The following is a 27,000-nucleotide window of genomic DNA, read 5'->3' as shown; positions in this document are numbered from 1 at the left end:
TTATAACCAGCGGCTGAGCCAGTTCATCAAATGGATGGTGGGATTGGAGAGCTGCCCCGGCTGGCAAGCGGCTTTGAGGGCAACCAGATCTTGTTCTGCCTCCAGCAGTTTTTCGCTGGAGTGCTGCTCCGCCAACCGCTGACTCAAAATAGCCAGATCCGGCATTGCCAGTTGATGGTGACCACATCCAGCCTGGGTTTTCAGGGCATCACACAAGAAGAGCTGCAACCAGTGCAACCTGACTTGCGTCTCCTGACCCAGCTGGCTGCACAGTGCCGTCGCCTTGACCGGGCTTTGACTCAGAGCGACAAACTGTTCCAGCAGTTCGCGGCGAGTACCATCCTGTTGCTGCTCGATATAGTCGAGTACCCGCAGCGGGGCCCCCTGACAGATCCGCACCTGAGCCAGGGTGGCCTGATGACCCTGTTCGGCCAACCAGCGTACCGTCTCCCCTTCCGCAGGCAACTGACAGACATGTTTGTGACAGCGACTGAGAATGGTGGGGAGCAACCGGGAAACTTGGGAGGCGATCAACAACAACAGGCTGTCACCGGCGGGCTCTTCCAGGGTTTTCAGCAGGGCGTTGGCCGCCGATTCAGTCATCCGCTCTGCATCTGGAATGATCACCACCTTGCCACGGCCGAGCTGGGCAGAGCCCTGCAGCCGGGTGCAGATCTCGCGGATCGCTTCAACCCCGATGGTCTTGCTATCGCGCGTGATAGTGCCGAGATCCGGGTGGTTACCCTTGTCAAACAGCTGGCAAGAGTGGCAATGACCGCAGGGCTCTCCGCGATCAGGTTGCTGGCAAAGGTGCAAACGTGCCAACCGCTCGGCCAGCTGCTCCTTGCCAAGACCGGGATCGCCGAGCAACAACCAGGCGTGGCCGAGACGACCGGACTGGGCAGTCTGGCTCAGGGCATGCCAGTCGGGGATCAGCCAGGGATACATAGCGGCTCGTTCGACAGGTAATGGTCCAATGCACGCTCGATGGCCGTTTTGACCAGATCCGGCGTTTGCGCCGCATCGATCACCACAATGGAGTCATCCTTGGCGGCCAGTTCGAGATAACGAGTTCGGGTGCGCTCGAAGAAGCTAAGTTGCTCCAGTTCGATGCGATCCAGCTCGCCGCGATGGCGAGCACGCTGCAAGCCAAGGGCGGGATCGATATCGAGATAGAGGGTGAGATCCGGCTTGAAGTTGCCGAGTACCGCCTGCTTGATGGCACCGATGAGCTGGGCATCGATACCACGACCACCGCCCTGATAGGCCTGGGAGGAGAGATCGTGGCGATCCCCCACCACCCAGATGCCGTCGGCCAATGCCGGCTTGATGCGAGTCTCCACCAGTTGTACCCGGGAGGCGTACATTAGCAGCAGTTCGGCCTCGATGGTGAGCCGCTCATCGTGCACCTCTTTGACGATGGCCCGCATCCGCTCGGCCAGCGGCGTGCCACCCGGCTCGCGGGTGCACTCGATCCGGTCGATGCCGTGAGCATGCAGATAGTCGGTCACATAACGCACGGCCGAGCTCTTCCCTGCCCCTTCCAATCCTTCGATCACAATAAATGTAGACATTAGGGTTTCTTCAATATGTATTCGCGAACCGCCCGATTGTGTTCATCGAGGGTCTTGGAGAAATAGTGAGCACCGCCCCCCTTGGCGACAAAGTAGAGATAGTCGGTCGATTTGGGGTTGAGCGCGGCGTCGATGGAGGCCTTGCCTGGCATGGCGATGGGCGTGGGCGGCAGACTGTCGATCACATAGGTGTTGTAGGGGTTCTTATCTGTCAGATCGCTGCGGCGAATATTGCCATCGTAGCGATCCTTTACCCCGTAAATGACGGTAGGATCGGTTTGCAACTTCATGCCCAGACGCAGACGATTGACGAACACGGAGGCGATCTGTGGCCGCTCTTCGGGTAGCCCCGTCTCCTTTTCAATGATCGAAGCCATGATCAGCGCCTCATAGGGCGTTTTGTAAGGCAGGTTGGGCTGACGTTTTTCCCAGCTCTGCTGCAGGAAGGTTTCCATATCCTGGTGAGCGCGGCGCAAGATCGAGAGATCACTGGCATGGGTGGTATAGGCGTAAGTTTCCGGCAAAAACCACCCCTCCAGCTTGCCATTCTCGATACCGAGCTCCTGCGCCAAGTCGGCTTCGGATTGCTCGACGGTCAGCCGCTCAAGATATGGGGCGCTGGAGAGCTGCTTCTGCCAATCCTCAAAACGGGACCCTTCAACGAAGGTGAGGCTGAAATGAAACTCCTTGCCAGACGCAAACAGCGAGAGGGTCTCCTTGAGTAGGGCCCCCTCCTTGATCTCGTAGGTGCCAGACTTGATCGCCACCAGTTCAGGATGGCCGCGCAGCCAGAGCCTCACCGCCCAAGGGGCAACCTCACCCTCTCCGAGTTCGGCAATCAGGCGCGCTGCATGGGCGCCCTTCTCCACCGTAAAGAGGTGGGTCGGCCCCATGTTGGTAAGCGTCTCCACTTGTTGCCATTTGTAATATATATAGCCCCCGGCGGCGGCAACCGTCAGTGCCGCCCCCGCAAGCAGGGTGTAAAGCCGATTAAACTTCAATGACCAAACGCTCCTGTAAACGGCGACTCATTACCGCTGCGGGATAAACCACATCTTCGATACCGTTAACCGGCACCACCCCCATCAGGGTATTGGTGAGCCACACCTCTTCCGCTTGCCATAGTGACTCCAAGGGAGCCTCTACTACACGCAACTCAATACTCATCTGTTTCAGCATCGTCATGACCTGGCGGCGCATGATGCCGTCGACACCACAATGGGCCAGATCAGGCGTAAAGACCGTCTTGCCCCGACGCCAAAACAGATTGGCACTGACTCCTTCAGTCAGAAAACCGCGACTGTTAAGCACTATTCCTTCGACTGCGCCTCTGCTGGCAAGTTCGCTTTTTAGCAAAACTTGTTCCAGTCGATTCAAGGTCTTGAGTCCGGCCAGCATGGGTGCATCGCCGATCCGCTGGCGACAGACCACCATCTCTATCCCCTCCTGTTGCCACTTGCCGTAGTGGGAAGGAAAAGGTGCCAGAGCGACAATCCGGGTAGTATGTTGACATCCACTGCCATCATAGCCACGGCCACCCTCGCCACGGGTCAGGATCACCTTGGCCACGCATTGTGGCTGATTGGCCACCATGGCTTCAACCTCGTCGGTCAGGAGGCGCCAGTTCGGATCTGCCAGCCCCAACCGGCTATTGGCCAGCTGTAGCCGCGCTAGATGGGCAGGCCAGTGCAACACACGACCGTCCCTGACTGCCATGGTGGTGAAATGACCGTCCCCATAGGCCAGCCCGCGATCATTGGCCGAGATGGTGTCAAGTTGCATTCCATTGATAAGCACAGGGATCCCTCCGATAAAAAAGGCCCGATACCGGCAGTATCGGGCCTGTGTTCTTTGCCCTGCGGCAAATTATACGCGTTTGAAGATCAGTGAGCCATTGGTGCCACCAAAACCAAACGAGTTGGAGAGCGCATACTCGAAGCTGGCCGACTTGGCCACGTGGGGGACCAGATCCAGATCGCACTCTTCATCCGGGTTGTCCAGGTTGATGGTGGGCGGCGCCACCTGATCACGCAGGGCCAACACAGTGATGATCGCCTCGATGGCTCCGGCAGCACCCAACAGGTGCCCCGTCATGGATTTGGTGGAGCTGATCATCAGGGATTTGGCATGCTCGCCAAACACCGACTTCATGCCGCGCAGCTCGGCTACATCACCCAGCGGGGTGGAGGTGCCGTGGGCATTGATGTAACCGATCTGCTCGGGGGCAATGCCGGCATCCTTGATGGCATTTTTCATGGCGCGGGCGCCACCATTGCCATCGGCGGGGGGGGCGGTCATGTGGTAAGCGTCGCCGCTCATGCCAAAACCGACCAGCTCGGCGTAGATCTTGGCGCCGCGGGCCTTGGCGTGTTGGTACTCTTCCAGCACCAGAACACCGGCACCATCACCCAGTACGAAACCGTCGCGGTCTTTATCCCACGGGCGACTCGCCTTTTGCGGCTCGTCATTGCGGTTGGAGAGCGCCTTGGCCGCGGCAAAACCGCCCATCCCCATCGGGGTGGAGGCTTTCTCGGTACCGCCGGCGACCATCACGTCGGCATCACCATAAGCGATCATCCGACTCGCCATACCGATGGCATGGGTACCTGTGGTACAGGCGGTGGTCACGGCGATATTCGGCCCTTGCAGACCTTTCATGATGGAGAGATGACCGGACACCATATTGATGATGGTGGACGGCACAAAAAAGGGGCTCAGCTTGCGCGGACCACCGTTGATCAGGCTGCTATGGTTCTGTTCAATCAGTCCCAGACCGCCGATACCGGAGCCAATCGCTACGCCGATACGCTCGGCATTCTCTTCATTGATGGTCAGGCCGGAATCATCCAGCGCCTGAATACCGGCTGCGATACCGTATTGAATGAAGAGGTCCATCTTGCGAGCCTCTTTACGGTTGATGCCGTACTGCTCGGGATCAAAATCTTTGACCAAACCTGCGAAACGGGTTGCATACTCGCTCGCATCAAAGTGATCGATAAGGGAAATGCCGCTCTGCCCCTTGAGCAGTGCTTGCCAGCTGGATTCGGCAGTGTTGCCTACCGGGGAAAGCATCCCTAAGCCGGTCACCACGACTCTGCGTTTTGACACTGAGGTAGTCTCCGAGAGGTGATTTGAGAGGAAACAAATACAAAAGAAGCGGCCCTTGGGCCGCTTCTTTGAAAACAGGAACTTATTCCTGATTAGCGGTGATGTAGTCGATAGCCGCTTGAACAGTGGTGATCTTCTCGGCTTCTTCATCAGGAATTTCGGTATCGAATTCTTCTTCCAGCGCCATTACCAGTTCAACGGTATCCAAAGAGTCAGCGCCCAGGTCGTCGACGAAGGAGGCCGCATTCTTAACGTCTTCCTCTTTAACACCCAGTTGTTCGATGATGATTTTCTTTACGCGTTCTTCGATGTTGCTCATGACCTGAATTTTCCTTTAAAAATACGCTATTTGCGTCTGGTTGGGGTAGTTTATTCAATTGCTGTGAGTTTGCAAGTAGCTTACCTCTGGTCAAACCACGAAATGTGCCAAACTTCGGCGTACTATCGCAAATTTGAACAGAACTCACGACAAATTGATTACACCATGTACATCCCGCCGTTAACATGCAGGGTTTCACCGGTGATATAGGCTGCTTCTTCAGAAGCCAAGAATACCACAGCGGCGGCAATCTCTTTCGGATCACCCAAACGGGCGGCAGGCACCTGGCTCATGATGCCGGCACGTTGCTCTTCATTCAGAGCGCGGGTCATGTCGGTTTCAATGAAACCGGGGGCAACCGCATTCACAGTGATGCCACGGGAGGCCACTTCCCGCGCCAGCGACTTGGTAAAACCAACCAGACCGGCCTTGGCGGCAGCATAGTTGACCTGACCGGCGTTGCCCATGGTACCAACTACGGAACCGATGCTGATGATGCGACCATTACGCTTCTTCATCATTGCACGTAACACCGGTTTGCTCAGACGGTACAGCGAGGTCAGATTGGTATCGATGATCTCGTTCCACTCGTCATCTTTCATCCGCATCAGCAGGTTGTCACGGGTTATCCCTGCGTTGTTGATCAGGATATCAATGTCGCCAAAGCGCGCCTTGATAGCGGCAAAGACGGTTTCGATGGATTCCTGGCTGGTCACGTTCAGTGCCATGCCGCAACCATGGTCGCCCAGATAGACGCTGATCGCCTCGGCACCGCTCTCGCTGGTTGCCGTACCAACCACTTTCGCGCCACGAGCGGCAAAGGTTTCTGCAATCGCACGACCAATGCCACGACTGGCCCCGGTCACCAACACAACCTTATCGGTAAAACTCATCACTTGCTCCTGTTTACTTGATCTGGGCCAACGCCTGTTCGAAAGAGGCGGCATCGTTGGCGTGAATACCTTCCACGCGCTTGTCGATGCGCTTGGCGAGCCCAGTCAGCACTTTGCCCGGGCCCATCTCGATCTCGAGGGTAACGCCCTCATTGGCCATCCGCTCGACAGTCTCGGTCCAACGAACCGGGCTGAACAGCTGACGGACCAGTGCTTGCTTGATGGCGGCCGGATCCTGTTCACAGGATACGTCGACATTATTGATGACTGCGATGGTTGGAACCTTGATCTCGATCCCGTCCAGCGCAGCTGCCAGTTTTTCAGCAGCCGGTTTCATCAGTGCACAGTGAGACGGTACGGAAACCGGCAGCGGCAGTGCACGCTTGGCACCCGACTCTTTCATCAGTACGTTGGCACGCTCGACGGCCTCTTTATGACCGGCGATCACCACCTGGCCCGGAGAGTTGAAGTTGACCGGAGAGACTACTTGCCCTTGCGCCGCTTTCTCGCAGTTGGCCGCGATGGAGTCGTTGTCCAGACCTATGATGGCCGCCATGGCGCCGGTCCCTTCCGGTACCGCTTCCTGCATGGCCAGACCACGCAGCTCAACCAGTTTGACCGCATCGACAAAATCGAGTGCGCCGCTGCACACCAGGGCGGAGTATTCCCCTAGGCTGTGACCCGCCATAAGGGCAGGCGTTGCCCCACCCTGCTGTTGCCACAGACGCCACAGGGCGACAGAGGCCGTCAGCAGCGCAGGCTGGGTGCGCCAGGTTTTGTTCAGATCGTCAACCGGACCATCCATCACCAGGGTAAACAGGTCATAACCCAGCACCTGGCTCGCCTCGGCGAAGGTCTCCTTGATCACGGTATGTTGTTCGGCCAGCTCGGCCAGCATGCCAACGGACTGGGAACCTTGTCCCGGGAAGGCAATGGCAAATTGGGTCATCATTGATTCCTTTTAGATAAGACAAAAATGAAATCGTTGACGGGATGATGGGTGCATCATCCCGCCGAAGCTCAGAGGCGAACCAGCGCAGAGCCCCAGGCAAAACCGCCACCAAAGGCCTCCAGCAGTACCAACTGACCCGGTTTGATCCGACCGTCGCGTATCCCTTCATCAAAGGCGATGGGCACGGATGCAGCAGAGGTGTTGCCGTGCTTGTCGAGGGTCAGCACTACCTTGTCGAGGCTCATCCCCAGCTTCCTAGCGGTGGCACTGATGATGCGAAAGTTAGCCTGATGAGGCACCAGCCAGTCCAGCTCGCTCGGCTCGATGCCGGCTGCGGCCAGGGTTTCGGTCACGATCTCGCTCAGGCGAGTGACCGCTACCTTGAAGACATCGTTGCCCTTCATATACATGTAGGCTTCGAGCTCGGCCCCCGGCATGCCGCGACGGGGCTGCGGCAACTTGAGCAACTCACCATAACGACCATCGGCATGGAGATGGGTGGAGAGAATGCCCGGTGTCTCGCTGGCACCGACAATCACAGCCCCAGCCCCGTCACCAAACAGGATGATGGTGCCGCGATCTTGCGGATCGCACATGCGAGAGAGCACATCAGCCCCGACGACCAGCACATGGCGGGCAGCGCCGGATTTGACAAACTGATCGGCAATGGAGAGCGCGTAGGTGAAACCGGCGCAGGCCGCCGCCACGTCAAAGGCTGGAATGCCCGGTACCCCGAGCAGTCCCTGCAGTTCGCAGGCGGCAGCGGGGAAGGCATTTTCAGCACTGGTGGTGGCCAGCACTATCATATCGAGATCGGCAGCGGTCAGTCCCGCTGCATCCAGGGCGCGCAGGGCGGCCTGGTAAGAGAGGGTAGCTACGGTCTCGTCAGCACCGGCAATACGGCGCTCATGGATACCGGTGCGTTCCACGATCCACTCATTACTGGTCTCAACCATCTGTTCGAGATCGGCGTTGGTACGCACTGAACTCGGCAGGTAGCTGCCAGTACCCAGAATTTTGCTATGCATAGAGTTCTTATAGGTCCCTGTCAGAGAAGACAGCTTCAAGGCGATCTGCTATTTGCAGTGGAAGTTGATGTTTGGCCTCTTGTGCGGCCAGCAGGATCGCATTACACAGAGCGCGCCGTTCGGCCCGCCCATGACTTTTTACCACAATGCCGCGCAATCCTAACAGACTTGCCCCGTTATACTGGTCGGGGTTCAGGTAAGAAAAACGTCGTTTGAACAGAAATCCGGCGATCCGGCCAAGCAAAGTGCGTTTCTTGCGGGGATATCCGGCCAACTGGGCCATCATCCGCACCACCCCCTCCGCCGTCTTGAGGGCCACATTGCCGACAAAGCCGTCGCAGACGATCACGTCGCACTCGCCGCTGAAGATGCAATCTCCCTCAACAAAGCCGACGAAGTTGAGCGCCTGACACTGGCGCAGCAATTCGGCGCTGTGGCGTACCAGATCATTGCCCTTGATCTCCTCCTCGCCAATGTTGAGCAAGGCCACCCGGGGAGTGGCAACCCCCTCCACCTTTTCAGCCACCACTGAACCCATCACCGCGAATTGCAGCAAGGTATCGGCATCGCAACTGACGTTGGCCCCCAGATCCAGCATCACGGTACGTTTGCCATTCAAGGTAGGCAGCGCCTTGATAAGAGCTGGGCGGTCGACACCGGGCAAGGATTTGAGCACACACTTGGCCATGGCCATCAGGGCACCGGTATTGCCGGCACTGACGCAGGCATCGGCCTCCCCGGCTTTCACCAGATTGAGTATCACCCGCATGGAGGAGTCTTTCAGAGTACGCAACGCCACGATAGGCTTGTCGCCCATGCCAACCACTTGGGATGCATGTACGAAACGGACGCGGGGGTGATTGAGCAAGCCATGTTGCTGCAGCAAAGAAGAGGTCTGGTGCTGGTCGCCGACCAGGATCAGTTTTAGCTGAGGTAAAAGAGACAGTGCCTGCACGGCGGCAGGCACTGTTTCCGAGGGGCCAATATCTCCCCCCATGATGTCTAGCGCGACAGTTTGCGTAGACAAAGGCAATCCTTAAGCGATTACCTTTTTACCGCGGTAGAAACCATCGGCAGTCACGTGGTGACGACGATGAATTTCGCCACTGGTCTGATCAACAGTCAGGGCAGCAGTGGTCAGCGCATCGTGGGAACGACGCATGCCACGCTTGGCACGGGTTTTACGGTTCTGTTGTACGGCCATTGTAGGCTAACTCCTAAATTCACTTACGTTTAAGCTCTTCAAGAACTGCAAAGGGATTCGGCCGCTCATCAGCAGGTTCGATGTCACCCCAGGTCATCTCCATGTTCCCTCTCGGGCATGCATCCAGAGAATGCATTGCGACTTGAGGCAACGAGAGGATGAGTTCATCCTCCAGGATTTGATGAAGATCTATCTCGCCGTTTTCGTCCAACTCAATGGGCTCATAAGCTTCCGGCAGTTCTTCCTCGTTTGTTCTTTCGAACAGCGGAGTGTAGATAAATTCAGCTTCGCAGAGATGCTCGAATGTCTCTCCACAACGTTGGCAAACCAGGTCAACCTTGGCATGGGCAGTGCCTTTCATAACGGTCAACTTCTGGACATCTTTGCCAAAGTGCAGTGATACATCGATATCACCCTGCAAGCCAGCGGTTGATTCCTCCAGCCTGGGCATCTGCGACTTTTCCACTACCCCGACATAATCGAGCAGTTTCAAGGCACTACGGACTGGATCAACCTTAACGGGCAACTTCACCTTTTGCATAGGGCGCGAATATTATAGGTCCAACAACTGATAGTCAAAGGAAAAAGTCCTTACCGCCGATGATTTTAACTCAACAAGTCCCTAAAATGCCGGTACCTGCTTTCATCGGTATCTCGATTATGCCACAGAATCTGATCCTCGCCTCAACTTCTCGCTATCGCAAGGCCCTGCTGGAGAAGCTTGGCCTCCCTTTTGAATGTGCCGCCCCCGACGTGGATGAGCGCCCACTGGCAGGCGAATCCGCCGAAACACTTGTGGCCAGGCTGGCCCGTGGCAAGGCAGATGCCATCGCCCAGCAACGTGATCAGGGCTTGATCATCGGTTCTGATCAGGTGTGCGTCTGCGACGGTCGTATCCTCGGCAAGCCGGGCACCATCGACAAGGCGGTCGCGCAGCTGATGGCGGCCCAGGGTCGCAGCGTCACCTTCTATACCGGCCTGTGCGTGGTGAATGCCGCCACAGGCAAGGCTCATCAGCTGGTGGAACCTTTCACCGTCCATTTTCGCACACTCAATGAGGCCGCCATCCGTCGCTATGTCGAGGCTGAATTGCCCCTCGATTGTGCTGGCAGTTTCAAATGTGAAGGGATGGGGATCGTACTGTTCAAGAGGCTGGAGGGGCGCGATCCTAACGCATTGATCGGTCTGCCACTGATAGGCCTGATCGAACTTCTGGATCGCCACGGCATCGCCCTGCCCTGATTGCGGGCGAATAGATGAGCTCGAAGAGATATAAGAAGCCCGGTCAATGGACCGGGCTGCCGTTATCACAGATTGAGGTCGCTCAAAGGAAGACTCTTACAATAGCGTGTTGAGCACAGCCATGGTGTCTACCACCGCCACCGGCCCGTGACGACCGAGGGCATCGCGGCTATCCACACCCCAGGTGACGCCAATTCGCGGCATGGCGATCGCCTCGGCCATCGCCATATCGTGAACAGAGTCGCCGATCATCACCGCCTGCCATGGTAAAAGCCCCAGCTCATCCAGGATCTGTACAAGCATTAGCGGATCAGGCTTGGAGCGCGCCTCATCGGCCCCACGACTGGTCACAAACAACGGACGCAGCCCGGTTTCTTCCAATACTCTATCCAGCCCACGGCGTGATTTGCCGGTAGCGACGGCCAACTGCAGCCCCCGTGCCTGCCAGGCATGCAGCAACTCCTCTGCTCCGGCAAACAGCGGGCTGGGGGTAACATCGTGCAGATAGTGATGACGATAGCGCTCGATGAGTGCGGCAATCTGGCGCTCATCAATGGTGCTGCCACTGTCGCTACATAAGGGGAACAGACGGGGCATGGCGACATCGAGGCTCATTCCGATGATCTGCCGAATCCGAGCTGGTGCAGGCACCGCCAGCTCACAATCTCTGGCCGCCCCCTGCACACAGGCCACAATCCGGCCCACCGAATCCATCAGGGTACCGTCCCAATCGAAAATGGCGAGCCGGATATCCTGCATCAGCGTGGCAAGCCGTTGAGGAAGTTGTCGAGCTCAGGCGCCAGCGGCGCTTCTACCTGCATCTCACGACCATCGGCCGGATGGGTGAAGCTGAGCTTCCAGGCATGCAAAAAGAGCCGTTTTAGCCCTTGATTACGCATCTTTTCATCAAACGCAGCTTCACCGTACTTATCGTCACACGCGATCGGGTGACCGGCATGCAGGGTGTGCACGCGGATCTGGTGAGTTCGGCCGGTAATGGGGCTGCATTCGACCAAGGTCGCTTCGGCAAATTGACGCACGATACGGAAGCGGGTTTCGGAGGGCTTGCCATCGGCACTGACCCGCACCACCCGTTCACCGGATTGCAGGTCGTTTTTGCGCAGCGGCGCATTGACCACCTTGACGTGAGCCTGCCACTTGCCGCGTACCAGCGCCAGATACTGCTTGCGCATGGTCTTGACCCGCAACTGCTCATGCAAGCTGCGCAGGGCGCTGCGTTTTTTGGCAACCAGCAGTACGCCAGAGGTATCGCGGTCAAGTCGATGAACCAGTTCGAGGAAACGAGCTTCCGGACGCAGGGCGCGTAGCCCTTCGATAACACCAAAGCTCAGGCCACTGCCGCCGTGAACCGCCATGCCGGAGGGCTTGTTCAGGACGATCATGGCATCGTCTTCGAACAAGATCTGGCTCTCCAGACGCTGGATAACACCGAGGTTGGCCGAGGGCAGCTCATTCTTCTCGGCAACGCGCACGGGTGGGACCCGCACCTCGTCACCTGCGCAGAGTTTGTACTCCGGTTTGATGCGCTTTTTGTTAACCCGCACTTCGCCTTTGCGAAGGATGCGATAGATCAGGCTCTTGGGGACGCCCTTTAGCTGAGTCTTGAGAAAATTGTCGATGCGCTGCCCGTCATGCTCAGCTTCGATGGTGAGCAGCTGCACTTGTTGTTGTATCTGTGTCATGGCGCGGATTTTAACACTGCCAGCGCCCCTTGGCTGCATGGTTTGTTGAAAAATGGCACCTTGCTATAAAAGAGGTTTAAATGGGATAATAAACAAGGTTTTGTCATTGTGTTCAAGCCTTGTACTAAGTGGCCAAAAAGTATGCCACCCAATCCCGAAACACCGTGTATACAAGAACATGACGGTTCCCGGGTGCGAGGTACAACGCATGGAGAACACAAACATCACCGTTTATTTGTCTCCATTTCGGCATCCTTATTCATCCCTTCTCGAGAAGGGATGACCATAGCGCCCTTAGTTTGCGCCTCATGCATACCCCAACCGGGAGGTTGCCACAGTATGCTGAAGACCCGAGGCCGGCGCCGGCAGGACCCAGATGGAGGAAATCAAAATGACACAATAACGAGAACTCAATGAAAAGAATGCTTATCAACGCAACTCAAGAAGAGGAGTTGCGCGTAGCGCTGGTTGACGGACAACAGCTCTACGATTTGGATATTGAAAGTCCGGGACACGAGCAGAAAAAAGCGAACATTTACAAGGGTAAAATCACCCGCGTAGAACCCAGCCTTGAAGCTGCTTTTGTCGACTACGGCGCCGAGCGCCACGGTTTCCTGCCGTTGAAGGAGATCGCCCGCAATTACTTCCCCTCCGGTTACTCCTATCAGGGTCGTCCCAATATCAAAGAAGTGGTCCGCGAAGGTCAGGAAGTTATCGTCCAGATCGACAAGGAAGAGCGTGGCACCAAGGGTGCAGCCCTCACCACCTTTATCAGCCTGGCAGGTAGCTACCTGGTACTGATGCCCAACAACCCCCGTGCCGGTGGTATCTCCCGCCGTATCGAAGGTGATGAGCGGACTGAACTGAAAGAAGCCCTGAACGGATTGACCGTGCCGGAAGGCATGGGCCTGATCGTGCGTACCGCCGGTGTGGGCAAGTCTCCGGAAGAGCTGGAGTGGGATCTGAACGTTCTGCTCAACCACTGGGACTCCATCCACAAGGCCTCACAAGAGCGCTCCGCGCCTGTGCTGATCCACCAGGAAAGCAACGTCATCGTCCGTGCCATCCGTGATTATCTGCGTCGCGATGTGGGCGAGATCCTGATCGACAATCCGGTGATTTTCGAACGCGCCAAGGCGCATATCGAACTGGTACGTCCCGATTTCCTCAACCGTGTGAAGCTGTACAAGGGTGAAGTTGCCCTGTTCAACCACTTCCAGATTGAGAGCCAGATCGAGTCAGCTTTCCAGCGTGAAGTGCGCCTCCCCTCCGGCGGCAGCATCGTTATCGATCCGACCGAAGCCCTGACCTCCATCGATATCAACTCCTCCCGCGCAACCAAGGGCGGCGATATCGAAGAGACTGCGCTGCAAACCAACCTGGAAGCGGCCGACGAAATTGCCCGTCAATTGCGTCTGCGTGACCTAGGTGGCCTGATCGTGATCGACTTCATCGACATGACACCGGTTCGCCATCAGCGCGATGTGGAAAACCGTCTGCGTGAAGCGGTTCATCAGGACAGGGCCCGCATCCAGCTGGGCCGGATCTCCCGTTTCGGTCTGCTGGAGATGTCTCGCCAGCGTCTGCGCCCCTCCCTCAACGAGTCCAGTAGCCATATCTGCCCCCGTTGCCAGGGTCAAGGCGTGATCCGTGACAACGAATCCCTCGCTCTGTCCATCCTGCGTCTCATCGAAGAAGAGGCGATGAAGGACAACACCGAGCAGGTTCACGGCCAGGTGCCGGTGGATGTTGCCGCCTATCTGCTTAACGAGAAGCGTGCCGCTATCGCCAGTCTGGAACAGCGCAATGATGTGCGTGTTTACATCATTCCGAACCAGCATCTGGAAACCCCGCACTACGAAGTGACCCGCATTCGTCAGAACGAGATCCCGGAAGCGGCCAGCTACGAGCTAAAAACCGAGATTGCTAAGCCGGTCTACCAACCGAAGCAAGCTCAGGTGATCGAACGCGAACAGCCGCTGCTGCAAGGCTTCGCCCAACCGGCACAACCGGCCCCTGTTGCACCGCAACAGCCGACGACACCCGTTGCAGCAGCCCCTGCCGAAGCCGGTTTCTTCAGCAAGCTAATCAAAGGCATTACCGGCCTGTTCAGCAGCGATGCAGCACCTGCCGAAGTCAAAGTACCCGCCGAGAAACCGGCAGTGCGGGAAACGCGTAAAGAGGAAGGTCATCGTCACCAGCGTGAAGAGGCCCGTGGCCGTGGTCAGCGTCCTCGTCGTGACGACAACCGTAACAATCGCAACAACGCCGAAGCTGGCGAGAAGCGTGAAGGTGGCAACCGCGAAGCCGGTGAAAACCGCAATCGCCGTCCGCGCAAAGAGCGCGAGCCTCGTCAGGAGCGTGAAGCCCGTAACGAGACCCGTGGCGAAGTGCGCAGCGAACAGCGCATGGAACGTGAGCCCCGTCAAGAACGCGAACCGCGTCAGGAACGTGAACCACGCGCGCCGCGTCCGGCCCGTGAGCCTCGCGCTCCCCGCGAGCCCCGTGCCGAGGTCGTTGTGGAAGCGGTAGATGGCGTTGATGCAACTACCACCCAGCCACGTCAGGAGAAAGAGCAGAAAGTGGCCGAGCGCCGCGAACGTCGTCAACTGCGCAAGCAGATCCGTGTCGATGTTGCCACTGCTGACACCCCTGCCCTGCCGGTTGACGAAGTGCCAGCGCAAGCTGAGGTGATCGACACCCCCCTTGGTAACGAACAGGAAGAGCAGAGTGAAGGCCAGCGCCGTTCACGCCGCACTCCGCGCAGCCAGCGTATCGAAGGCCAGCGCCGCAAGCGCATCAACGAAGATGCCCGCAGCCAGCGTGACGAAGAACAGCAAGATACCACCACTCTGACCACCGCAGCCCAGGCAGATATTGCCAAAGCGCAGGTTGAAGAACCGGTAGTGCCTGTTGTTACCATCCCGAGCGCTGAAGCCGTCGCTGCTGCCCTGCAAGCCTCTGCTGCACTGACCGAGCATGTGGTTGTCGAAGCCGTTGCTGAAGAAGCTGCCGAGCAGGCCACTGCCCAGGTTGCAGCAACTCAAGCCGAGGTTGCTGCCAGCCCGGTTGTTGCAGCTGTCACTGAGGTTGTAGTTGCCGCAGAGCCAGAAGTTGCCGTTATCGCCGCTCCGGTTGTCGACGTGGCTGCCGCTACCGTGGTTGAAACCGCTCAGGCTGTTGAAGCCCCAGCTGTAACAGCTCCTGTTATGGAAACTGCATCGGTAGCCACCATAGTCGAGATGCCAGCCGCAGTTGTCGAAACCCCGGCAACTGTCGCTGCCGTTGTGGCGGAAGAGACTCCGGTCGTCACCAAACAGGTAGTACACGGTGCAGGCCTGCTGGCTCGTGCCCGCAAGGCATCCGCACCGATGGCCACGCCTGCCGAAGCACCGGTACTGCCAGCCCGTGAGTCTGTCAACTACCCACCACTGGTGCGGGGAGACGTCACCAGCTCCGGCCGCCATGGCGGCAGTACAGCTGCAGTGAATAGTGCATCCTGCCCCGCAGGTCGCCCCTGATATCCGCCGGTAACGACCAAATCAAGAGCCACACTATATGTGTGGCTCTTTTTTTATCAATAACATTGAGTCGCTGCACCTCATCAGTCGAGGGAAATAAGGTGCCTTATGCAAATGAAATCATCCTCTTTCACCCTATTTTTGCTTGCGACACTAACCATAAAATCAGTAAAGAGGAGGGCTGGGTTCTGCTGACACCCTTCCTGTTCCCTCCCCTGCATTTCTTCTTCCGCCTTTGAGATCGTTTTCACATTTCCGTGGTTTTGCCGTGGCCCTTCCTTCGTAAAAAGCCTATCTTTGTGCCATGAGGCAACCGGTTGCGTAACCGGTTGCCTGACGGTTCACAGATTGACGGGCCAAGGCCTGATGAGGTGCTGTATGAAACGAGGCGTACTGCTCAATGCTCCCCTGAGTGCTCTGGTGGCACAGATGGGCCACACCGACGAGATCACCGTCTGCGATGCAGGTTTGCCCATTGCGGCAGGGCCGGAGCGGATCGATCTGGCGCTGATGGCGGGGACGCCCAGCCTTGAAACCGTACTGACCGCCCTGCTCACCGATCTGGTGGTGGAGAAGGCGATCATGGCAAGCGAGATCAAGCAGATCAGCCCCGCCGCCCATCAGGCGCTGGTCGATCAACTTGAGGCCCACGCAGCCGCCCAAGGCAAGCCCATCGCCATCGAATACTGCCTGCACGAGGAGTTCAAAACCCGCTCCCGTCAGAGTAAGGCGATCGTGCGCAGCGGCGAGGTGACTCCCTACGCCAACCTGATCCTCTGCGCCGGTGTGGCGTTTTAAGCCTCTTCAAGGAAGCTGCAAATGAGCACAACCTCCCCCCTCTCACCCATTCTGGAGCTGACCGGGATCGTCAAGACCTTCCCCGGTGTGCGCGCCCTCGACGAAGCGGGTCTGCGGGTCTATCCGGGCCAGGTGATGGCCCTGCTCGGTGAAAATGGCGCCGGCAAATCCACCCTGATGAAGGTGCTGACCGGTATCTATCAGGCCGATGCGGGCAGCGTCAGCTACCGCGGTCAGTCGGTCCATTTCAAGGGCCCCCGCGACTCTCAGGATCAGGGGATCAGCATCATCCATCAGGAGCTGAACCTGCTGCCGGAGTTGTCGATTGCCGCCAACATCTTCCTCGGTCGCGAACCGCGCACCCGTTTTGGCAGCATCGACCACAAACAGTTGGGCGAACGGGCCAGCGGCCTGTTGGCGCGACTTGGCGTCAAACATGGGCCGGATACCCGACTCGGGGATCTCTCCATCGGCGAACAGCAGATGGTGGAGATCGCCAAGGCGCTGTCGTTCGATGCCAGCGTCATCATCATGGACGAACCGACCGATGCGTTGACCGATACCGAGACCGAGCAGCTGTTCAAGGTTATCCGCGAGCTGCGTGAGCAGGGTTGCGGCATCGTCTATATCTCCCACCGCCTCAAAGAGATCTTCGAGATCTGCGATCGGGTCACCGTGCTGCGCGATGGCAAGTGGATCGGCGAGAAGGCGGTGAGCGATCTGGATGAAGACAAGATCATCGAGATGATGGTGGGTCGCCGACTGGAAGAGCAGTACCCGCGCCTTGAGCGCGAGTTCGGCCCCGTCAGCCTGCAGGTGAAAGATCTAGCCGGCCCAGGCGTGCGCGGGGTGAGCTTCTCCCTGCGTCAGGGGGAAATTCTGGGCTTTAGCGGCCTGATGGGCTCCGGCCGCACCGAGCTGATGAAGCTTATCTATGGCGCCAGCCCCATCAGCGCCGGTGAAGTGGAAGTAGATGGTCATGCTCTGGTGCCCAAAAGCCCGGCCGACGGGTTGGCCGCTGGCATCGCCTATATCTCCGAAGATCGCAAAGGCGATGGCCTGGTGCTGGAGCTCTCGGTACGCGAAAACATGAGTCTGTGCGCCCTCGACGAGTTCATCAGCAACGGCAAGATTGACGGCAAGGCCGAGCGGCAGGCGGTGGGCGACTATGTGCGCCTGTTCAATATCAAGACCCCGAGTCAGGATCAGCTAATAAAGCTCCTCTCCGGCGGCAACCAGCAGAAGGTAGCCATCGCCAAGGGGCTGCTGACCCGGCCCAAGGTGCTGATCCTCGACGAGCCGACCCGCGGCGTCGACGTGGGGGCGAAAAAGGAAATTTATCAGCTGATCAACCAGTTCAAGAAGGAGGGGATGAGCATCATTCTGGTCTCCTCCGAGATGCCGGAAGTGCTCGGCATGAGTGATCGCATCATGGTGATGCACGAAGGGCGCATCAGCGCAGAGTTCAACACCCGCGATGCCAATCAGGAGAAGCTGATGGCGGCGGCAGTCGGTAAACAGTGGCAAGCAGAGCAAGAGGCATCCCAATGACAACCCAAACCCTTTCCCGCCGTGGCGTCATGAGCAAGGCGTGGTGGATCGAGAACAAATCCCTGGTCGCGCTGCTGGTCCTGATTGGTGTGGTCTCCTTTCTGAGCCCCAACTTCTTCACCACCGACAACCTGCTCAACATCCTGCGTCAGACCTCGGTCAACGCCATCATGGCGGTCGGTATGACGCTGGTTATTCTCACCGCCGGTATCGATCTGTCGGTCGGCTCGGTACTGGCCCTGTGCGGTGCGCTGGCCGCAACCATGGTCGCCATGGAGCTGCCCATCTGGCTGGTGGTGCCCCTCACCCTGGGTGCCGGTACCCTGCTTGGCGGCGTCAGCGGTCTCATCATTGCCAAGGGCAAGGTGCAGGCATTTATCGCCACTCTGGTCACCATGACCGCCCTGCGCGGCGTCACCATGGTCTATACCGAAGGGCGCCCCATCTCCACCGGTTTCAGCGAAGGGGCTGATCACTTTGCCTGGCTCGGTACCGGTTACCTGCTCGGTCTGCCGGTGCCCATCTGGCTGATGGCCATCGTCTTTCTGCTGGCCTGGTTCATGCTGAACCACACTCGCCTGGGTCGCTACATCTACGCGCTGGGCGGCAACGAGTCTGCCACCCGTCTCTCCGGTATCAATGTGGATCGGGTGAAGCTGGCGGTGTATGGTCTGTGCGGCGCGCTCTCAGCGCTGGCAGGGCTTATCGTTACCTCTCGCCTCTCCTCTGCCCAGCCGACGGCGGGCATGGGTTACGAGCTGGATGCCATCGCCGCCGTGGTGCTGGGTGGTACCAGCCTGATGGGCGGCAAGGGCCGCATCATGGGCACCCTGATCGGTGCCCTGATCATCGGTTTTCTCAACAACGCCCTCAACCTGCTCGACGTATCCTCCTATTACCAGATGATCGCCAAGGCCAGCGTGATCTTGCTTGCCGTGATGATCGATAACAAAAGCAATCGTTGATAAGACAAGCCACACACAAGGAATGAAATGATGAAAAAGCTCAATACCCTGCTCGCTGCCGCCATCATGTCCGTGCTGGGCACCGCCCAGGCCGCCGATCAAACCCTGGCCATGGTGGTCTCCACTCTCAATAACCCCTTCTTCGTCACCATGAAAGAGGGTGCCGAAGCCAAAGCCAAGGAGCTTGGCTACGAGCTGGTGGTACTGGACTCCCAGAATGACCCGGCCAAAGAGCTCTCCAACATGGAAGATCTCACCGTGCGCAAGGTCGGCGCCATTCTGATCAACCCCACCGACTCCGAAGCGGTCGGCAACGCCATCCGTCTCGCCAACAAGGCCAGCATTCCGGTGCTGACCCTGGACCGCGGCGCCGCGCAGGGTGAGGTCAAGGCCCACATTGCCTCCGACAACGTGGCGGGCGGCAAGCTGGCCGGGGATTTCATCACCGAAAAACTGGGTACCGGCGCCAAGGTGATCCAGCTGGAAGGGATTGCCGGTACCTCCGCCGCCCGCGACCGTGGCGAAGGTTTTGCCCTGGCCGTGGCGGCCAACAAGCTGCAGGTGCTCGCATCCCAGCCCGCCGACTTTGATCGCACCAAGGGTCTGAACGTGATGGAGAACCTGATGGCGGCCCATCCGACCGTTCAGGCTGTGTTCGCCCAGAACGACGAGATGGCGCTGGGTGCCATCCGCGCGGTGCAGGCGGCCGGTAAAGAGGTGATGATCGTCGGCTTCGACGGCACTGACGATGGCAAGGCTGCGGTTGCCCGTGGCAAACTGGCCGCCACCGTGGCCCAGCAACCGGCCCTCATCGGCGCCATCGGCGTCGAGACTGCCGACAAGGTGCTCAAGGGTCAGCCGGTGGAGAAATCCATTCCGGTACCACTGCAAGTAGTTAGCAAGTAAGTGCTCGAGGGGAGGTTCGCCTCCCCTTTTCCCTCTCGTTCAGGTGCCTCCCGGCTTGAGCTCACTTAATCACAGTGTTCAAGCCAAGATGCATCAGGAGTAGTCAACATGAATCGTCTCGTCGTTCTGGGCAGTGTCAATGCAGACCATGTACTGCGCGTTCCCCACTTTCCTCGCCCGGGTGAAACCCTGACCGGTCACAGCTATCAGGTTGTCCCGGGTGGCAAGGGGGCCAATCAGGCGGTGGCCGCCGCCCGCCTTGGCGCCCCCGTCTCCTTTATCGCCCGCATCGGTGATGACGCCATCGGCCACCAGATGAAAGCTGGCTTTGCCAAAGACGGCATCGACGTGAGCGCCGTCGAGCTCGATCCCAAGCTCCCAACCGGTATTGCCATCATCTATGTCAGCGATGAGGGGGAGAACAGTATCGGTATCTCCGCCGAAGCGAATGGTGCCATCACTCCGGCTGTTGTGAAAAACCACGAAGCCATGATCGCCGATGCCCACACCCTGCTATTGCAACTGGAAGTGCCGCTCGAGAGCGTCCATGAAGCTGCCCGACTGGCTCGCGCCCACGGCACCCGGGTGGTGCTCAACCCCGCCCCCGCCCGTCCGCTCTCAAGCGAGCTGCTGGCACTGGTGGACCTTATCACCCCCAACCAGACCGAGGCCGAGCTGTTGACCGGCGTAAAAGTCACCGACGAAGCGAGCGCCCGCGAGGCGGCAGTCCGCTTCCACCAGATGGGCATTGCGGACGTGATGATCACCCTGGGGTCGCAGGGGGTTTACTGCAGCAACGCACAGCAGCAACAGCTGATCCCGGGCTTTCGGGTCAAGGCAGTGGATACCACAGCCGCGGGCGATACCTTCAATGGCGCCCTGCTGGCGGCGGAACTGGCCGGTGCCGATTTCCACGGTGCGGTGCGCTTTGCCCACGGGGCAGCGGCGCTCTCCGTCACCCGGTTCGGTGCCCAGAGCTCCATCCCGAGCAAGCAGGAGGTCGACACCTTCCTGCTTGAGCAGACTGCGCAGGGGCACTGATGGCCAATATCAAGGAGGTGGCGGCGCTGGCGGGGGTCTCTACCACCACCGTCTCCCACGTCATCAACGAGACCCGCTTTGTGGCCGAGGAGACCCGGGAGCGGGTCTTCGCCGCCATGCGAGATCTCAACTACGCCCCGAGTCTGGTGGCCCGCAGCCTCAAGGTGAAGGAGACCAACAGTATCGGCATGCTGGTCACCACCTCCAGCAACCCCTTCTTTGCCGAGGTGGTGCGCGGGGTGGAGCGTTACTGCTTCGAGCAGGGCTACAACCTGATGCTGGGCAACACTGAAGGTCAGGCGGAAACTGCTCTCTCCTACCTCAAGATGATGCTGCGCAAGCGGGTCGATGGCCTGCTGATCATGTGTAGCGAAGGGCAGCAAGAGGTGTTCAATCAGCTCGACTGGCTCAAGAGCCTGCCGGTGGTGGTGATGGATTGGGGGCTGGTCAGCCAGGATGTTGACCTTATCGCCGACAACTCCTTCCACGGCGGTTATCTCGCCACCCGCCATCTGATTGAGCTGGGCCATAGCGCCATCGGTTGCATCACAGGCCCCCACCGCCGCGCCCCCGCCAACCAGCGCCAAGCTGGCTTTGAGCAGGCGTTGCTGGAGGCGGGTCTCACGATCAAACCGCAGTGGATTCAGGAGGGGGATTTTGACTGCGCCAGCGGCCATCAGGCGATGACTCGTCTGCTGGCATTACCCGAGCGCCCCACCGCCCTCTTTGTCTGCAACGACATGATGGCGATGGGGGCCATCAGTGCCGCCCATCAGGCGGGAATGATCATCCCGCACGATCTCTCCATCGTCGGCTATGACAATGTGGCGCTGGCGGAGTTTATGTCACCGCCGCTCACCACCGTCAACCAGCCCAAGGAGGAGCTGGGACGTCTGGCCGTCACCCGGCTGCTGGCACGGATCAACTGCGAGGCGGTGGAGAACCATCTGATCACCGTCGACCCGGATCTGGTGATTAGACAATCCTGCGCTCCCCTGCCCGCGCAATCGTAGTCAGCACCAAAAACCGGACAACAAAAAGGCGACTCCCCGGGTCGCCTTTTGCTTTGCCGTCATCCCTGATGCCTAGCGTTCACGCATCTCCATCCAGTTGTGCCCCTCGACTTGCCTCGGTTGATGGATACCACACGCCTCCAGCAATTCATCGACATAGGCGGGAACCAGCAGGGAGGCAGGGCCATAGCGTTTTTCGTCAAACTGGCTACCCACCTCGCTCGGCTCTAGATTGAGTTCGATGGTGTGCGCACCGTTGAGGCCAGCCTCATGAACAAACCCCGCGGCCGGATAGACAGCACCAGAGGTGCCGATGGAGATAAAGAGATCGCACTGGGCCAGCGCGCTGTAGATGCGATCCAGCCCGAGCGGCATCTCGCCAAACCAGACCACATGGGGACGCATCTGCTGAGGGAACTGGCAACAGGAGCAGAGCTCGTCCTGATGGAGATCGCCACGCCACTCGATCACCTGACCGGACTCGGGACATCGAGCCTTGAGCAGTTCGCCATGCATATGGATGAGGTTCTTGCTGCCGGCGCTCTCGTGCAGGTTGTCGATGTTCTGGGTCACCAAGGTGACCGAACCTGGCAGCAGACGCTCGAGGCGAGCCAGTGCATAGTGCGCCGGATTGGGGTGAACCTGGGGTTGTTGCAGCTGTTTGCGGCGGGAGTTGTAAAAGCGTAGTACCAGTTCAGGGTCTTTGGCATACCCTTCGGGGGTCGCCACATCCTCGACCTTGTGCTCTTCCCACAAACCGTCGCACGCTCGAAAGGTCTTGATACCGGATTCCGCTGATATCCCCGCCCCAGTCAGGATCACGATATGTTTGTATGACTGCACCATAAGCTGCTCCGTCTATCCCCGCATAATAGTGTGACCTTAGCACAGAGGTAAAAGCGCCACTATTCGCCCTTGGTCTTAAAAGCCCCTTGTGGCTGCGCGGGCAACCACTCATCCAGTACGGTCAGATCGAGCCTGACAAAGACCATCTCTCGCCCGGTTACCAGGGTCAGCGGCAAACCAAGGCGCTTGAGCAGAGTGAGCATAGGTCGATTCTGGGCCAGCACTTCCGCGGTCCACTCCTGGATCCCCTCCGCCCGGGCCAGCAGTGCCAGCGCCAGCAAAATGCGCCGCCCCGCCCCCTTCTGCTGGAAGTGATCAGCCACGATGCAGGAGAATTCAGCACGCTCCGGATGGAGGCGACGCCGGATAGACTGGGCCTGAGCCAGCGGCTCACCGGCAAGATCGGTCAACAACAGCGAGATCTGTTGTTCGGGATGGTAATTAAGAAATTGGGCCACCTGTTCCGGTGGCGGCGTCCGTTTCGAGCGCATAAAGCGCAAATAGATGCTCTCTTCACTGAGCGCATCATAGGCTGCCAGCATACGGGCAGGATCGATACCGTGCAGCTCGCGCAATATGCAGGGCACCTCTGCGACCCGCATCACCAGCGGCAAGCCTGTGCGAGCAAGGGGATGGGGCCAGCCATCGAGCCCTTTGCAGAGACGCTCCCGATGGATGGACCAGCAAAGATAACGGGGCACGGGTTACCAGCGCCCCGCGATACCGTGCTCTCGCCACACCTCGGCATCCAGCAGGTTGTATGGGTCATCCAGATAGACGGCGATCCCCAGCTCCCTGACCCGGGCCATAAAGCGCCCCAGCAGGGAGTCCATGGCCAAGGACGCTATCTCGGGTAAGAAAGCCTGCCCCAACAGCAAGGCGCTCAGCGGCAGACGCTCCAGCAGGTCGAACGGCAGATGCTGGCTATTGTCGAGTAGCAGCGCCAGCTTGCTCCCCGCCAGACTCGCTTGTAGCACCAGCGCAAATCGTTCTCCATTGCTCAACAGGTTATCCCGGCGGTGGATCAATAGCGTCAGCTCTGAGGAGCTACGTGACTGCTCCATTAACCACTCCTTGAGAGCCTCCCAACGGCTGGGTAAACCCGTTACCGCCAACCAGACCGGATGTGGGGTCGCGGGGCTGGAGAGCAGGCCAAGTTGCCCCTGCACTTCGCCCTGCCAATGACGGATGGTTCGACGCTGCCCACTCAGACGATGCTGACGCAGAGGCCCCAGGTAAAGTCCACGCAGCAACCGGAGCAACTCCTGCTCATCGAGTGGCTTGGCCAGCGCCGCCAGCACATTGAAACCGGCATCGTGCAGCAGCCGGCGGGCACCGTCGATCAACGTCTGCTCATGGGCAGAGAGCAGCACGATGGGCAGCCCTGCCTCCTGCAACTGGGGCTGGTTCATCAGCAAACTGATGGCATCCTGCTCCACCAGACTGAGATCGCACACCAGCAGGTTGGTATCGCCCGCCTCCAATGCTGCAAGACAGGCTGCTTCATCCTTTACCCACTGGCAGGAGAGCCCCAGCGCGGCGATGGTTTGTTGCAGCTGCTCCCCCTGAAACGGGTGATCTTCGAGCAGCAGCACCCGCTTGGCCGCCAGCCAGTTTCTCCAGTCACGGTAACTGGCCGCAAGCCCCCCCAACCAATCCTCACCAATGGCATAAACGCCCTGATGATGCTGCAACTCGGGGAAATAGTCCGCCTGCAGGTGAGCGGCGGGCTCGTAAAGGGCGATGGAGCCTGCCGCAAACAACCCTTCCCACTGCCAGCAGGCATCCGGTTGGGTGCGCTGCAAAGCGACATAAGAGGGGAGTGTTGTGCTCTTTGCCAGCTCATGGGAGGCCTGATCAAGGGCATAGAGCAAGACAGGGAAAAACTCTGCCGCCGCGTGCTCTTCCGAGTCAAGCAACGCCAGCAGTTCTTCATCAGTAATGATCATCTGGGGTCCTTTTCGAGAAATGCTGGCTGAACTCATCCAACGCCCGGTTCAAACTGTTCTGGAGAGCTGGATGGGGGGCGTGTTGCCACTCGTCAATGGCCGCCACCAACGCAGTCGCTCCGACCATTCTGGCGGCCCCCTTCAACTTGTGTAAAGCAGCATTCACGCCAATGTCATCTTCTGCTTGGCAGCAGCGATCAAGTTCGGCCAAATCATCGCGGGTAGCCTTCAGATAAAGAGCGGCCAGTTCATCGGTCAGCAGCGAGGCAGCCTGCGGCGCTGCTACGGCATGGCCTTCCGCTCTGGCAATCTGGCGCAGCAGAGTCGCCAGTTCCTTGAGGGCAACCGGTTTATCCAGATGACCATCGCAACCACAGGATTGCAGCTCACTCGCCGCCTGCTCACTGAGATCCGCGGTGATCACATAGACAGGCAGACAGACCCAACGCGCGGATTGGCGCAATTGCCTGCACAGTTCAGCTCCGTTCATTACCGGCATCTGCAGGTCTGTCAACACAAGATCCACCTGGTGCTGCACCAGCATCTCCAGCGCCAGCTGCCCATTGGCGGCAGTGATGACACTGGCGCCAAGTTGCCCTAACTGCAAGCTGATCAGCTCGCGATTGACATCGTGATCTTCAACCAGCAGTACCCGAATACCAAGCCCGGGCTGGGTGCCAACAGCCGGTTGAGCCGGGTTCAGTCTTGGCTGCAACAGGGTGATGATGGTACCGGGCACCCAGGACTCCCCTTGCCAGGCCCAATAGTAGAGCCCCTTCTCGTCCACCTCTGCTTGCAGCGTATCAACGGCATTGCTGACGATGGCGATCCCCAGTCGGCCGAGCCAGGCAGAAAGCCTCTGTGCCTCGTCATGAGGCAAAGAGATCGCCAACTGCCGCACCCTGGGCTGCCAATCCGGCTCCTGCAGCACCCGCTTCAGAGGCAACTCGCAGAAAAAACGGCTGCCGCCGCCAACACGTCCCTCAACATCGATCAACCCACCCATCTGCTCGATCAGCTGCTTGCAAATCGCCAGACCAAGACCGGTGCCCGGGGCCCGCAGTTGCCCTTCAACGGCAAACTGCTCGAATGGCATAAAGAGCGTGTGACGCATCTTGGCGGTGATCCCCGGTCCCTGATCATCCACACCAAAGCGCAAGGTCGATGCTGCCAATTCGGCCCATAGCACGACGTCCCCACGCTGGCTGAACTTGATGGCATTGGAGAGCAGATTGTGGAGCACCTGGCGCACCCGATGGGGATCGAGGGTCTGCAGAGCAGGCAGGGCCGGGTCCAGTTGCAGACGCAGTTGCAATCCCTTGGCTCGCGCCTTGCTCCAGTGTACTGCCGCCACGTGCTCACACAGCTCGGTGAAATCGGTAGGCTGGGGCGAGAGAGAGAGTTTACTGTTCTCGTTGCGACTAAAATCGAGCACATCGTTGAGCAGACCGAGTAGCTCATCCCCAGCCTGACGTACTCGCGCCAGCGCCGAATCCTGCTCCTGAGACAAAGGGGTGCTGGCCAGCCACTCCAGCAAGCCGAGAATAGCGTTCATCGGCGTGCGGATCTCGTGGCTGATGGCGGCCAAAAAACGGCTCTTGGCTTGTACCGCCTGTTGTGCTTGCTCATGGGAGTGCTGCAATGCCTGATCCTGCTCGACCCGTGTGGTGGCATCCTGCATCACCGCATAGATCCGCCACCCCTGCGGCTGACTGCGCCCCCGGCCATAAAGCTGCAACCAGCGCACACCCTTGGTCGGATGGTGGTAACGCAAGGTGAACGCGAAGGGTTTGCCTGCCTGCAACATAGCGAACATCTCGCGCCGCACCCGACGGCGATCCTCGCGATCCAGCATAGTGAGCACCCGCTTTGGTTCACGGCGGATCTGCTGGCTCGCCAGACCGAGCAGCTCGTAGCAACCCCGGCTGATAAACTCGATGGCCCCCACCCTTCCCCGCTCGAACATAAACTGCAACACGACGCCGGGCACAGTATTGGTCAGAGCTCGCAGGCGGCGCTCCGCCTGACGTAGAAAACGGGCCTGTTCACGCAGCACACTGATATCCGAGAGCGCGATGAGATCGGTCGCTGGAGCCTGTTTGTCAAGCTGCAGCGGATGCTGGGCATAGGCGAAGACCTGATCGCCCAGCACCAGCTCCCCCTCACTCTTTTGTGAGTGCACCGGCGGCAGCATCAACTGATCCGAGTAACGAAGAGCCAGACGGCGAGCCTGCTTGTTGGACTTGATCACCTTGCCCTGGCTATCGCGCAGATAGACCGGCACCGGCAGTGCCTGGAACATGGTCTCCCTCAGCTCGCTCTCGATGGCCAAGGCCTTCTCGGCGGCATGGCGCTGTGCCACTTCTCGTGTCAGTTGCTGGCGGGAA

26 protein-coding genes are annotated in these 27,000 nt (G+C 58.8%); 8 read left to right on the top strand and 18 right to left on the bottom strand.

Annotated features, from left to right (window positions below):
* From holB to yceD, 12 genes are all read right to left on the bottom strand, one after another.
* Positions 1 to 948 carry a DNA polymerase III subunit delta' gene (gene holB, locus BN1125_RS07200; RefSeq protein ID WP_042011462.1) on the bottom strand — a complete coding sequence of 316 codons (948 nt, stop codon included), beginning with the start codon at positions 946 to 948 and terminating at the stop codon, positions 1 to 3.
* Positions 933 to 1,574, bottom strand: a complete 642-nt coding sequence (gene tmk, locus BN1125_RS07195) for a dTMP kinase (protein WP_042011461.1) — start codon at positions 1,572 to 1,574, stop codon at positions 933 to 935. Before tmk ends, holB begins: the two co-directional genes overlap by 16 nt.
* On the bottom strand, positions 1,574 to 2,575 hold the full coding sequence (mltG, locus tag BN1125_RS07190) for an endolytic transglycosylase MltG (RefSeq protein ID WP_042011460.1): 1,002 nt from the start codon (positions 2,573 to 2,575) through the stop codon (positions 1,574 to 1,576). The genes tmk and mltG overlap by 1 nt, the downstream gene beginning before the upstream one ends.
* Positions 2,565 to 3,371, bottom strand: coding sequence for an aminodeoxychorismate lyase (gene pabC, locus BN1125_RS07185; RefSeq protein WP_042011459.1), 807 nt, complete (start codon positions 3,369 to 3,371; stop codon positions 2,565 to 2,567). Before pabC ends, mltG begins: the two co-directional genes overlap by 11 nt.
* Positions 3,372 to 3,440: 69 nt before the next feature.
* Positions 3,441 to 4,682: a beta-ketoacyl-ACP synthase II gene (fabF, locus tag BN1125_RS07180; protein ID WP_042011458.1), complete on the bottom strand. Its 1,242-nt coding sequence runs from the start codon at positions 4,680 to 4,682 to the stop codon at positions 3,441 to 3,443.
* An 82-nt stretch (positions 4,683 to 4,764) separates the two neighbouring features.
* Positions 4,765 to 5,001: an acyl carrier protein gene (gene acpP / locus BN1125_RS07175; RefSeq protein WP_005300909.1), complete on the bottom strand. Its 237-nt coding sequence runs from the start codon at positions 4,999 to 5,001 to the stop codon at positions 4,765 to 4,767.
* A 158-nt stretch (positions 5,002 to 5,159) separates the two neighbouring features.
* Positions 5,160 to 5,894, bottom strand: a complete 735-nt coding sequence (gene fabG, locus BN1125_RS07170; protein ID WP_042011457.1) for a 3-oxoacyl-ACP reductase FabG — start codon at positions 5,892 to 5,894, stop codon at positions 5,160 to 5,162.
* Between the two features lie 13 nt (positions 5,895 to 5,907).
* Entirely contained in the window at positions 5,908 to 6,843 is a 936-nt protein-coding gene (gene fabD / locus BN1125_RS07165) for an ACP S-malonyltransferase (RefSeq protein ID WP_042011456.1), read from the bottom strand.
* Positions 6,844 to 6,914: 71 nt separating this feature from the next.
* Positions 6,915 to 7,874 carry a beta-ketoacyl-ACP synthase III gene (locus tag BN1125_RS07160; protein ID WP_042011455.1) on the bottom strand — a complete coding sequence of 320 codons (960 nt, stop codon included), beginning with the start codon at positions 7,872 to 7,874 and terminating at the stop codon, positions 6,915 to 6,917.
* 7 nt (positions 7,875 to 7,881) lie between these two features.
* Positions 7,882 to 8,901, bottom strand: coding sequence for a phosphate acyltransferase PlsX (plsX, locus tag BN1125_RS07155; RefSeq protein ID WP_042011454.1), 1,020 nt, complete (start codon positions 8,899 to 8,901; stop codon positions 7,882 to 7,884).
* A 9-nt stretch (positions 8,902 to 8,910) separates the two neighbouring features.
* Positions 8,911 to 9,078: a 50S ribosomal protein L32 gene (gene rpmF / locus BN1125_RS07150; protein WP_005300935.1), complete on the bottom strand. Its 168-nt coding sequence runs from the start codon at positions 9,076 to 9,078 to the stop codon at positions 8,911 to 8,913.
* A gap of 19 nt (positions 9,079 to 9,097) precedes the next feature.
* Complete coding sequence (yceD, locus tag BN1125_RS07145; protein ID WP_042011453.1) at positions 9,098 to 9,619, bottom strand: 23S rRNA accumulation protein YceD; 522 nt, start codon at positions 9,617 to 9,619, stop codon at positions 9,098 to 9,100.
* Positions 9,620 to 9,738: 119 nt separating this feature from the next.
* On the opposite strand from yceD, the gene BN1125_RS07140 reads away from it, so the two are divergent.
* A complete protein-coding gene (locus BN1125_RS07140) occupies positions 9,739 to 10,320 on the top strand; it encodes a Maf family protein (protein ID WP_042011489.1) in 582 nt (193 codons plus the stop codon).
* 96 nt (positions 10,321 to 10,416) lie between these two features.
* Here the strand turns inward: BN1125_RS07140 and BN1125_RS07135 are convergent, their stop codons facing one another.
* Together BN1125_RS07135 and rluC are read right to left on the bottom strand one after the other, a co-directional pair.
* Positions 10,417 to 11,079 carry an HAD-IA family hydrolase gene (locus BN1125_RS07135; RefSeq protein ID WP_042011452.1) on the bottom strand — a complete coding sequence of 221 codons (663 nt, stop codon included), beginning with the start codon at positions 11,077 to 11,079 and terminating at the stop codon, positions 10,417 to 10,419.
* Entirely contained in the window at positions 11,079 to 12,023 is a 945-nt protein-coding gene (gene rluC / locus BN1125_RS07130; protein ID WP_205759536.1) for a 23S rRNA pseudouridine(955/2504/2580) synthase RluC, read from the bottom strand. The genes BN1125_RS07135 and rluC overlap by 1 nt, the downstream gene beginning before the upstream one ends.
* 413 nt (positions 12,024 to 12,436) lie before the next feature.
* Here rluC and rne point away from each other — a divergent pair, with 413 nt between their 5' ends.
* From rne to BN1125_RS07095, 7 genes are all read left to right on the top strand, one after another.
* Complete coding sequence (gene rne / locus BN1125_RS07125) at positions 12,437 to 15,544, top strand: ribonuclease E (protein ID WP_042011450.1); 3,108 nt, start codon at positions 12,437 to 12,439, stop codon at positions 15,542 to 15,544.
* A 378-nt stretch (positions 15,545 to 15,922) separates the two neighbouring features.
* Positions 15,923 to 16,342 (top strand): D-ribose pyranase, encoded by a 420-nt coding sequence (gene rbsD, locus BN1125_RS07120; RefSeq protein ID WP_042011449.1) that lies wholly within the window; start codon positions 15,923 to 15,925, stop codon positions 16,340 to 16,342.
* Between the two features lie 21 nt (positions 16,343 to 16,363).
* On the top strand, positions 16,364 to 17,893 hold the full coding sequence (rbsA, locus tag BN1125_RS07115; RefSeq protein ID WP_042011447.1) for a ribose ABC transporter ATP-binding protein RbsA: 1,530 nt from the start codon (positions 16,364 to 16,366) through the stop codon (positions 17,891 to 17,893).
* Positions 17,890 to 18,858 carry a ribose ABC transporter permease gene (rbsC, locus tag BN1125_RS07110; protein WP_042011446.1) on the top strand — a complete coding sequence of 323 codons (969 nt, stop codon included), beginning with the start codon at positions 17,890 to 17,892 and terminating at the stop codon, positions 18,856 to 18,858. The genes rbsA and rbsC overlap by 4 nt, the downstream gene beginning before the upstream one ends.
* 30 nt (positions 18,859 to 18,888) lie before the next feature.
* Positions 18,889 to 19,764, top strand: coding sequence for a ribose ABC transporter substrate-binding protein RbsB (gene rbsB / locus BN1125_RS07105; RefSeq protein WP_042011445.1), 876 nt, complete (start codon positions 18,889 to 18,891; stop codon positions 19,762 to 19,764).
* A gap of 108 nt (positions 19,765 to 19,872) precedes the next feature.
* Positions 19,873 to 20,805 carry a ribokinase gene (rbsK, locus tag BN1125_RS07100; RefSeq protein WP_042011444.1) on the top strand — a complete coding sequence of 311 codons (933 nt, stop codon included), beginning with the start codon at positions 19,873 to 19,875 and terminating at the stop codon, positions 20,803 to 20,805.
* Positions 20,805 to 21,818, top strand: a complete 1,014-nt coding sequence (locus tag BN1125_RS07095; protein WP_042011443.1) for a substrate-binding domain-containing protein — start codon at positions 20,805 to 20,807, stop codon at positions 21,816 to 21,818. The genes rbsK and BN1125_RS07095 overlap by 1 nt, the downstream gene beginning before the upstream one ends.
* 72 nt (positions 21,819 to 21,890) lie before the next feature.
* Here the strand turns inward: BN1125_RS07095 and cobB are convergent, their stop codons facing one another.
* From cobB to BN1125_RS07075, 4 genes are all read right to left on the bottom strand, one after another.
* Positions 21,891 to 22,664, bottom strand: a complete 774-nt coding sequence (gene cobB, locus BN1125_RS07090) for a Sir2 family NAD+-dependent deacetylase (protein WP_042011442.1) — start codon at positions 22,662 to 22,664, stop codon at positions 21,891 to 21,893.
* Positions 22,665 to 22,723: 59 nt separating this feature from the next.
* A complete protein-coding gene (locus BN1125_RS07085; RefSeq protein ID WP_042011441.1) occupies positions 22,724 to 23,365 on the bottom strand; it encodes a GNAT family N-acetyltransferase in 642 nt (213 codons plus the stop codon).
* A gap of 3 nt (positions 23,366 to 23,368) precedes the next feature.
* Complete coding sequence (locus BN1125_RS07080) at positions 23,369 to 24,613, bottom strand: response regulator (protein WP_042011440.1); 1,245 nt, start codon at positions 24,611 to 24,613, stop codon at positions 23,369 to 23,371.
* Positions 24,600 to 27,000, bottom strand: a 2,401-nt coding sequence (locus BN1125_RS07075; protein WP_042011439.1) for a response regulator, incomplete at its 5' end; no start/stop codon positions are given. The genes BN1125_RS07075 and BN1125_RS07080, both read right to left, overlap by 14 nt.

This window comes from Aeromonas fluvialis (assembly GCF_000819885.1).
GTDB classification, from domain to species: domain Bacteria; phylum Pseudomonadota; class Gammaproteobacteria; order Enterobacterales; family Aeromonadaceae; genus Aeromonas; species Aeromonas fluvialis.
The sequence above is the reverse complement of the archived record's forward strand: the minus strand, read 5'-3'. Positions and strand labels throughout refer to the sequence as shown.